4 protein-coding genes are annotated in these 8,814 nt (G+C 45.2%); all 4 read left to right on the plus strand.

Annotation, left to right across the window (positions count from 1 at the left end; genetic code table 11):
• Window positions 1-143 precede the first annotated feature (143 nt).
• Window positions 144-2,543, plus strand: coding sequence for an ABC transporter permease (locus AC23N5_RS29755; protein WP_487758312.1), 2,400 nt, complete (start codon window positions 144-146; stop codon window positions 2,541-2,543).
• Window positions 2,544-2,875: 332 nt separating this feature from the next.
• The gene (locus AC23N5_RS29760; RefSeq protein ID WP_183980141.1) at window positions 2,876-3,211 is read left to right on the plus strand and encodes a PadR family transcriptional regulator; all 336 of its coding nucleotides are present in this window, start codon (window positions 2,876-2,878) and stop codon (window positions 3,209-3,211) included.
• A gap of 13 nt (window positions 3,212-3,224) precedes the next feature.
• A complete protein-coding gene (locus AC23N5_RS29765) occupies window positions 3,225-5,843 on the plus strand; it encodes an ABC transporter permease (protein WP_487758313.1) in 2,619 nt (872 codons plus the stop codon).
• Between the two features lie 3 nt (window positions 5,844-5,846).
• On the plus strand, window positions 5,847-8,531 hold the full coding sequence (locus tag AC23N5_RS29770) for an ABC transporter permease (protein ID WP_487758314.1): 2,685 nt from the start codon (window positions 5,847-5,849) through the stop codon (window positions 8,529-8,531).
• Window positions 8,532-8,814: the final 283 nt, after the last annotated feature.

Genomic DNA, 8,814 nt, shown 5'->3' on the forward strand with positions numbered 1-8,814 from the left:
TATACAGAATTAACGAAACTTATTTCGAGTCCTTCCAAGTTTTGGAAACTTGGAAGGACTTACAAAAACACTTAACATTTTTTAACGGTCGTCTGTAGAAGGTTCTGAGTAATTTCGAGATAAAATAACGCCACTGCTATTTTATGCTCAAAAATTACCTCACCATCGCTCTGCGTAACCTCCGCCATTATCGGACGTACACTACGCTTAATGTCTTGGGACTTACCGTCGGAATGGCGGGGGGAATCCTGATTTTTCTTTTCATTTCGTATCACCTCAGTACCGACCGTCACCACCAAAAGTTCGACCGCATTTTTCGGATTGTGGTAGATTTGCACCTTGAAGACGGCTCCGTAGAAACCTACCCCGAGGCTCCTCTCCCCATGGCCAAGGTGCTTCGCGACGAGTTTTCGCAAGTAGAGCAAGCGACTTCGCTGAAAACATTGCGTGAGCTGACTGTGAGCTTTCCCAGCTCTAAAAACGGGAGTTCTCAACGTTTTTTAGAACAAAATACGGGTGCTTTGATTGAATCAGAATGGTTTGATGTTTTTGATTATCAGTGGCTTAAAGGAAACCCTAAGACATCTCTTCGAGAACCCAATACCGTAGTACTTACCGAAACCTGGGCAAAAAAATACTTTGGTAACGAAGAGCCCATTGGTAAAGTGTTGGATTTGAATCACTTGACAAAGGTAAAAGTGACTGGCGTTTTAGCCGACCCTCCGCGCGCGACCAATAACGATGTGCAGTTGTTTATTTCGATGGGTACGTTCTCGCATCTACTTCCCGACCAAAACCTGAACGATTGGTGGGCACTCAACTCTACTGACCGCGTTTATCTTACGCTCAAAAACCCAAGCTCAGCGGCTCAGGTGGCAGCGGTCTTTCCTGCGCTTGCTCAAAAACACTATGGCAAAGATGCCTCGGTTTTCCAGTTTCATATTCAACCGTTGTCGGAGGTGCATTTCGATGTAAAACGAACGGGTGGGGCATTGATTCAGCGCTCGTTGTTGTGGTCGCTGGGGTGGATTGGTGCGTTTTTGATTCTAATTGCCTGCCTCAATTTTATCAACTTAGCCACGGCGCAGTCGTTGAGTCGGGCCAAAGAAATTGGCATCCGCAAAACGTTGGGAAGTAGCAAATGGCAAGTAATGCGCCAATTTTTGCTGGAAACCGCGCTGATTGTGACGACGGCGGCGATTGGGGCTGGGCTTTTAGTCGTGCTTATTTTACCTTTTGTTAATCAATGGTTAGGATTGAATTTGACATTTATCCTCGATGCCCAAGCGACGCTATTTCTGACGGTACTTTTGGTTGGTATCATTGGATTGGCGGGTGGGTATCCTGCGTTTATGATGTCGGGCTTTAGCCCCTGGCAGGCATTAAAAGGGAGAGGAGTTCTGCCGAAAAGGGGAGGTTTGTCCCTGCGGCAGTCGATGATTGTGGTGCAATTTGCCATTTGTCAAGCCTTACTTATTGGTACAATGGTCGTGACGAGGCAAATGAAATACGTGGAGCAATCGGATTTGGGTTTTAAAAAAGACAACGTATTGGTCGTCAACCTACCCGACCCTTCTCCAACAGCCCTCACGGCGTTTAAAAATTCCTTGCTTCAATACCCCGAAATACAGTCGGTAAGTGCGGCGTATCGTCCACCGTCGGCTTCGGTCATGAACGGTGGCTCGTTCAAATTTAACAACCGTGCTCAATGGGAAGCTTTTCCGATACGAGAACGATTGGGGGATGCCGATTACCTCAAAACCTACGGGCTGCAATTGGTAGCAGGAAGGAACGTCGCGCCGTCGGATACCATTCGGGAATATGTGGTCAACGAGGCGTTGCTCAAAAAACTAAACATCAAAGACCCCAACGACATACTAGGCCATAAAATAGAAACGTACTTGTCGCCCGTCGCTGCGCCCGTGGTGGGAGTGGTCAAAGATTTTCATTTACGCTCATTACGCGAACAGATTGAACCTTGTGTGATTTCCACCCAAACTGCCCGTTATCGAAAAGTAGGCGTACGGGTTGCGGCAGTTTCTCCCTCCAAAACCCTTAATCACGTTCGGCAAACGTGGCAAAAAATCTATCCAAATGAGGTGTTTAGCTACGAATACCTTGATGAACAATTGGCAAAATTTTATGAAACCGAACAATTGACGGTTCGGTTGGCGAGTGTTTTTTCGGTCGTTGCCATTCTCATCGGATGTTTGGGATTGTACGGCCTCGTTTTGTTGGTCGTGGCTCGGCGCACCAAAGAAATTGGCGTTCGGAAGGTGCTCGGGGCTTCGGTCGCAAGCATTGTTCAGCTCCTTTCCATTGACTTTTTAAAACCCATTTTGGTAGCTATTGTACTGGCTACGCCTGTGGCTTGGTACTTAATGAATGAGTGGTTGGCCGATTTTGCCTATCGCATCGAAGTGAACTGGCTTATCCCGACCTTGGCAGGACTCTTGACGGTGCTAATTGCGTTTCTTACCCTCAGTTTTCGTAGTGCCAAAGCCGCTTTGGCCGATCCCGTTGAGGCGTTGAAGGCGGAGTAGGGCAAAGAATGAACCGAAAAATGTAAAATTTTAAACTGCAAAGGGCGAAAAAGTGGGCAAGTTTGCAAGTGGCAAATTTGTAGAAAGCAGAGCATGAACCGAAAAAGGCAAAACTCCAAAGGGCAAGTTTGCAAAGGGCAAAGTATAAGCCCCAAAAACTAAACCCTAAACCTCAAACTCCAAACAGTAAACAGACTGTCCGTTGACGTACTGGAAACTGTCCGTTTTTGGACAATTCAATCTAAACGAAGCACCGATTTTACATCAAAATCGGTGCTTTTTTTCTTGGCAAGGTATTTTATATACAGAAATAGATGAAATAAAAATTACGCATGCGAAGAAGTGATTTAGGTGAATTTGAAGAGGTGGTGCTCTTGACCGTAGCGGTTCTTGCCCCCCATGCCTACTCGGTGTCTGTTGCCGAAGAATTGGAACAAGAAACGGGACAAACCGTCAGTACGGGGGCGGTTCATGCCGCGTTGCAGCGGCTCGAACAAAAAGGCTACGTGACTTCGCTTTTGGGCGAAGCTACTGCCGAACGCGGCGGGCGACGTAAGCGCTTATTTACGGTAACTGCTCTGGGTGGAAGAGTCCTGAACGACGTACGCCAAGTCCGAAACCGACTTTGGGAGCGCATTGTGCCTCAAGTGACTTTAAAATGGAGCTAATGCTTTGGCCACAATGAAAACACTAAAAAATAAAAGCCCTTTTCCGAGGCTCGATGAGTTTCTGCATCGCTTGGTGGCTCCACACCTTCGGGAGGAAATCATGGGTGATTTGCACGAACGGTATCAACGCCGTAGCCAACGTTTGGGTGAAATGAACGCCCGTCAACGCTATTGGCGCGATGCTCTGACGTACGTTCGATGGTCAAACATCAAACGGAAGCCTAATCCGTATCCAACAACCTATACATACAGCCCTACTATGTTACGCAATTATTTCAAAATCGCTTTTCGTAACCTGTTGAAACACAAAGGTTACTCCTTTATCAACATCTTTGGGCTCGCTACGGGAATGGCCGTGGCGATGCTGATTGGTCTGTGGGTTTGGGACGAATTATCGTTCAATAAAAGCCACAAAAACTACGATCGAATCGCCCAAGTATGGCAGTTTGTGAATTTTGACGGGACGATTTCTTCGTACAACTCTGTCCCCATTCCAATGGCTGAGGAGTTGCGCAGCAAGTACCCTGATTTTCAGGCGACCAGCCTTTCCACTTACACCCGCGATGTTATTCTAGCGGCAGGTGATAAAAAATTGACAAAAAGTGGCAATTATGTACAACCAGCCTTTGTGGATATGATGTCTTTCAAGATGTTGGCGGGTAGCGCTGACGGATTGAAAGACGTCCATACAATTTTCCTTTCTGAGTCGGTGGCAAAAGCATTTTTCGGTACCGAAAATCCGCTGAATAAAATTATCAGAATGGGCAACAAAACCGACGTGAAAGTGACAGGCGTGTATGAAGACTTGCCGTATAACAGCGCCTTTCGTGACGTACTCTTCCTGGCACCTTGGGAGTTGTTTGTAGCCAACGATGCGTATGTCAAAAGAGCGTTGGACGAATGGGATGAGAACTCTTTTCAGGTATTTGCGCAATTAAAAGAAGGACCAAGTGCGGAGGCAGTTTCGGCCAAAATCAAGGATATTCGCATGAAACGCAAAGACCCGCCAGGCTACAAACCTGCCTTTTTCTTACATCCGATGGAGCAATGGCATCTATACACCGACTTTAAAGATGGGAAAAACGCGGGTGGCATTGTTTACTTTGTTTGGCTTTTTGGTGCCATTGGGGTGTTTGTTTTGCTATTGGCTTGCATCAATTTTATGAACCTAAGCACCGCCCGTTCCGAAAAACGAGCCAAAGAGGTCGGCATTCGCAAGTCGGTTGGTTCGGTACGTGGCCAATTGATTTTTCAATTTTTGAGTGAGTCGTTTGTCATTACCCTCGTAGCATTTGTGTTGGCGTTGCTTTTTACGCAACTCGCTCTCCCCTTTTTCAATGAAATCGCAGATAAACGAGTTTCCATTTTATGGGCCAACCCTTGGTTTTGGCTATTTGGGTTAGGTTTTAGTTTGCTTACGGGGTTGATTTCGGGCAGTTATCCAGCACTCTATCTGTCTTCCTTTCAGCCGATTAAGGTATTGAAAGGTACTTTCAAAGCATCGAGATTTGCTTCCGTTCCTCGCAAAGTGTTGGTGGTTTTTCAGTTTACGGTTTCAGTTACTTTAATTATTGGCATCATCACCGTTTTTCGGCAGATTCAACACGCTAAAGACCGTCCTTCGGGCTATGAGCGTAGTAGTTTGGTAGAAATCAACATGAACACGCCCGAACTCTACGCTCATTATGACGCTTTGCGGAATGATTTGCTTAATACGGGCGCAGTAGTCGAATTTGCGGAGTCGGGTGGTTCTATTACAGGTCAGTATGGCGGAACCACCAATATTTCTTGGAAAGGAAAAACGCCGAATACCCAACCGTTGTTCATGGCGAATCAAGTTACCCACGATTTTGGCAAAACGGTAGGTTGGAAAGTGATAGAGGGGCGTGATTTTTCAAGAAAGTTCTCTACCGATTCTTCGGCTATGATTATCAACGAAGCGGCATTGAAGCTAATGGGCTTCAAAAACCCCATCGGCGAAATCGTCCGAAGTGGTAAGGAATATAAAGTAATCGGGGTCATTAAAAACATGATTCGACAATCGCCTTTTGAGCCTGTTAACGCTGCTTTTTATACCATTAATTACAACGCAGTCAACACGATTAGCTTCAAACTTTCTTCTCAATTGGGGACAAGCAAGGCATTGGACAAAGTGGCTGCCGTATTCAAAAAATACAATCCCGAAGCGCCGTTTGAGTACAGTTTTGTGGATGAAGTCTATGGTCGGAAGTTCAGCGACGAAGAACGAATCGGCAAACTCGCGGCCTTCTTTGCCCTTTTAGCGGTTCTGATTTCTTGTTTAGGGTTGTTTGGATTAGCCTCGTTTATTGCCGAGCAACGTATCAAAGAAATCGGCATCCGAAAAGTATTAGGTGCTAGTGTGGCTGGGCTTTGGCAAATGCTTTCCAAAGATTTTGCCTTACTGGTGTTGATTGCGTGCTTCATCGCCGCGCCAATTTCCTACTATTTGCTCAACGATTGGTTACAGCATTATGAGTACCGCACCGAATTATCGTGGTGGATATTTGCGGTAGCAGGCTTGGGAGCCATCGCCATTGCCTTGCTGACGGTCAGTTACCAAGCCATCAGGGCTGCGCTGATGAATCCAATAAAATCATTGAAGACGGAATAGAACATGAAATATCAACCGCCTGCTTGGATTGACAAATGGCTTAGTCGCCTGCTCGCACCACATTTGCGGGAGGAAGTGATGGGCGATTTGCATGAACGGTATCAACGCCGTAGCCAACGTTTGGGTGAAACAAACGCCCGTCAACGCTATTGGCGCGATGCCCTGACGTACGTTCGATGGTCAAACATCAAACGGAAACCCAATCCGTATCCAACAACCTATTTATACAGCCCAACTATGTTACGCAACTACCTAAAAATCGCATTTCGTACCCTTACTCGTCACAAATTGTACACGGCCCTCAATGTGGCTGGCCTGACATTCGGAATCACTTGTTTTTTGATTATTGGCTTGTATTTGTTCGATGAGCTAACTTTTGACCAACAGCACCGCAATGCGTCGCGTATTTACCGAGTTCTCGAACACAAAAAGACCAAAACCGATGACCTTACGGTTGCGGCTGTAAGTTATAAATTAGCCGAAGAATCAAAGAAAAGTATTCCAGAAGTCGAAACAACGGCGCGCATGACCAGTTTTGGGCGTGATAACCTGTCGAATCCTGAAACCAAAAATAAGACTCACTTGACCATCAACTTGGCCGATGAGAATTTTATGAAGGTATTTGATTTTGAGGTAATTTCGGGAGAAAAGCAAACGGCACTCAAAGAGCCTAATTCAATCATAATTGTGGAGGAAATTGCCAAAAAGCTATTTAATAGCACCGATGTTGTTGGCAAAATCCTTCGATTTGATTTTACGGAAAAGCCCTTCAAAATCACGGCCGTCATTAAAAATCATCCGAGTAATTCAAGTTTCGATTTTGAGTCTTTATTATCCGAAAGTACGTTCAACGACGATGCCGAGTTTCAGAAATCGAATGCGTCTGACTGGTCATCGCACGATTATACGGTGTATGCTTTGCTAAAAGAAAATACCCAGCCGCAAGCCGTGGGTACTAAAATGAATGCCTTGGTGGCAGCCAATTATAAACCTGAAGTAGGGACAACGACCGATTATTCGTTGCAGCCCCTTACCGATATGCGCCTGCATTCTGACCATATTGCCAGAGGTTCTACCAGTGTAGGTTCGGGAAAAGGCAGTATTTTATACATCAAAATTTTTGGGGTAGTAGCGCTATTTGTCCTGTTGATAGCCTGCATCAATTATATGAACCTGACGACTGCGCGCGCGTCCAACCGTTCAAAAGAAATTGGTGTTCGCAAGGCCAACGGCGCTTTTCGCAGCCATTTGATTAACCAGTTTTTGTTTGAGTCCTTGCTCGTAACATTACTTTCTTTCGCATTGTCGATTGGGTTTGTCAATCTTTTTTTACCCTCTTTCAATGCTTTTACTGAAAAACAGCTTTCGCTCGGCTTCCATTCCGATTACCGTATTTGGCTATACACGATTGCCGCGGTGGTGCTGACGGGTTTGATTTCGGGGAGTTATCCAGCGTTTTTGCTGTCACGTTTCAGCCCGCTTGCACTTTTGAAATCGCTCAAGTTACAAAACAAAGGCGATTTGTCGCTGCGTAAAGGATTGGTGGTTTTTCAGTTTACAATTTCGGTCGTAATGATTATTGGAACAATTGTCTTGTTCCGACAAATTCAATACGTCAGCAACAAAGACTTAGGGTTTACCAAAGAATTACTGTTGGTGGTGGATATAAATTCGGGCGATGTCCGAAAAAATGCCCAAACCATCAAGAATGAAATCAGTAAGATTGCAACGGTGAAAAATACCTCGGTGATGTCGCGGGTGCCAGGGGAATGGAAAAATATTCCAACCGTTAAGATTCGTCCAGAAGGGAATAGCGACGAACATAAGATTTCGTATTTGTTGGGAGTGGATGAAGATTTTGCCACTACGTTTGAAGTAAAGGTCGTGAACGGGCGCAATTTCATAGGCGCAAACGATTCCACTTCGATTATTTTAAATGAGACTGCTGCCAACATGTTGAACATAAAAGAAGCCGTGGGGCAATTGGTAGAAATCCCCGAACGCTCGATGGGAGGAAGCTACAGTCTTCTTAATTCAAGAGAAACCTTTCGCGCGCGCGTAATAGGTATAGTCAAGGACTTCCATTTTCAGTCGCTGCGTGAAAGAATAGCGCCTATGGTTTTGGCTTATCAAAACAACCCCGTGCATTCGATTGACTACTTCACGTCAAGAGTTACGGGGAATGATATTCCGACGACTTTGGCCAAGATTAATGACGCCTTGACAAAAATTGATCCTGCGCATTTATTGGAGTATCATTTTTTGGATGAACAATTGGCGCGCTTCTATGCCGATGACCACCGCCGCGAAACCATGCTGATTTGGGCAGCCCTTGCTACTATTTTTATTGCTTGCTTAGGGTTGTTTGGTTTGGCTACTTATACCGCTGAGCAACGAATCAAGGAAATTGGGGTCCGAAAGGTGCTTGGAGCAAGCGTCGTTAATCTCACCGCCTTACTTTCCAAAGACTTTTTGAAGTTGGTATTAATTGCCAACGGTATTGCATTTCCTCTGGCGTGGTGGGCTACGGGGCTGTGGTTGCAAGAATTTGCGTACCATATTACAATAGAATGGTGGATTTTCTTGGTCGCAGGAGGGTCAGCAATGTTTATTGCACTACTTACAATCAGTTATCAGGCCATAAAAGCAGCCTTAGCAGACCCAGTTAAGAGCTTAAAAACAGAATAAAAGGAAAATGGGGCAGATACTTTCATTTTAATCCGCCCCATTTATAAACCTTATCCAAGAATAACTTGCAGATTTCGGAGAAGGTGAAAAGTGGCTTCTAGCCCTGAAATCAAAAAAAGTAGGTGGTGCGAGCACGTTTTGCGATATTTTAGTGAGGAGCTGGGTATTTTTTTGTAGGTGTAATGATTTGGTTTTTAGGTGGTTGTAAATTATTTTCAAAAATAGTTGTGTAAATATTTGGAATGGGGTGAAAAAAGTGGGACTTTTGCAACCCCAAACAACG

The sequence above is a fragment of the Runella sp. R5_40 genome, from assembly GCF_057652295.1.

Excerpts from the sequence above, each read along its gene's own strand:
- AC23N5_RS29755 (WP_487758312.1), top strand. The coding sequence starts at position 144 with ATGCTCAAAAATTACCTCACCATCGCTCTGCGTAACCTCCGCCATTAT.
- AC23N5_RS29760 (WP_183980141.1), top strand. The coding sequence starts at position 2,876 with ATGCGAAGAAGTGATTTAGGTGAATTTGAAGAGGTGGTGCTCTTGACC.
- AC23N5_RS29765 (WP_487758313.1), top strand. The coding sequence starts at position 3,225 with ATGAAAACACTAAAAAATAAAAGCCCTTTTCCGAGGCTCGATGAGTTT.
- AC23N5_RS29770 (WP_487758314.1), top strand. The coding sequence starts at position 5,847 with ATGAAATATCAACCGCCTGCTTGGATTGACAAATGGCTTAGTCGCCTG.